The following is a 1,357-nucleotide window of genomic DNA, read 5'->3' as shown; positions in this document are numbered from 1 at the left end:
CCGCTAAAGTATTTTAGTTTCATTCCAGAGTTCATTTTGCATAGTAATATCTCCGCCAGGATATGCAGGAATAACAGACTTGTATAATTATCCCCACCAAATAGAGTTAGGGTACTCCACCGAGCCTATCAATACTGTTTCCCCAATTTTGGGTGTTGAAATGCCTAAGTTGCGTTTTCTCGCTGCCTTTGTTACCCGTTCAATGGGATCTGTCCAATCATGAAAGGCTAACGTAAAGGCTGACCAATGTATGGGGATCAGAATTTTTCCCTTCACATCAAAATGAGCCTGAACTGTTTCCTCTGGCATCATATGAATAGCAGACCATCGTTCATCATATTGACCGCATTCGATGAGAGTTAAATCAAAAGGTCCGTACTTTTCTCCTATCTTTGCAAAATGAGGACCATAACCAGTATCTCCACTGAAATAGACCCGTGATTCTTGCCCTACGATCACCCAAGAACTCCACAGTGTGGTGTCTCGATCGGACACACTCCTACCTGAAAAGTGCCTAGCCGGAGTACAAACCAATGTTAAACCATCAAGTTTATATTCATTCCACCAGTCGAACTCTTTAATTTTCTCTGCTTCGACACCCCATCTTGCCAAATGATTTCCAACGCCAAGGGGAACATAGAACTGACTGACTTTGTCTTTCAGTTTCTTTATTGACTGATAATCCAAATGGTCATAGTGATCGTGAGACAGAATGACAACATCGATGGTAGGTAGCTCCTCGAGTTCGATGGGTAATATCTTGCTATAGCGTTTACCCCCGATCGAAGAAAACGGAGAAGGAGTCTGAGAAAACATTGGGTCTAATAATAATCGTTTCCCGTCCATCTCCAATAATAAAGTCGAGTGACCAAACCATGTAACTTTTGTATATTTATCTGGCATGATGACTGAATTTAAAGGCTCCACAGGAATTGCCCTCTTTGGCTTACCGTTTGGATTACCTTTCATAAAATCTCTCAATATGCCAACCATTGTCGTTATTCGAGTATCCATTACCGTCGGGATCTGATTGATAAACTTTTTCCTGGCAAAATTTTCAGATTGACTTAAGGCGTTAGCTTTCTCCTTAGATGCTTTTCCACCAAAGACTGGATGATATTTCAGGAATAGAAAACCAGCCAGGAGAATCCCGATAACCAAACTAAGCATAACCCTCAGGATCATGATTCATCACCTCATTTCTTTCCTGGATTAGACTGCCATCTACTATTTCTTCATTACTACTGAAATGTTATTGCCTAGCTATAACTGATCGCTCAAATTCCATTTTTCACAAGATATTGGCCCATTAATTCGTAATTTGTAGGATGCCCGGGGATGAGAAAGAGCTTTTAAC

Annotated in this window: 1 protein-coding gene; it reads right to left on the bottom strand. The window is 40.8% G+C overall.

All coding sequences use genetic code 11. From position 1 onward, the window contains the following. Positions 1–87: 87 nt before the first annotated feature. Complete coding sequence (locus tag M8E35_RS26285) at positions 88–1,185, bottom strand: MBL fold metallo-hydrolase (protein WP_252473923.1); 1,098 nt, start codon at positions 1,183–1,185, stop codon at positions 88–90. Positions 1,186–1,357: the final 172 nt, after the last annotated feature.

Source organism: Desulfosporosinus nitroreducens (genome assembly GCF_023897015.1).
GTDB lineage: Bacteria > Bacillota > Desulfitobacteriia > Desulfitobacteriales > Desulfitobacteriaceae > Desulfosporosinus > Desulfosporosinus nitroreducens.
The sequence above is the reverse complement of the archived record's forward strand: the minus strand, read 5'-3'. Positions and strand labels throughout refer to the sequence as shown.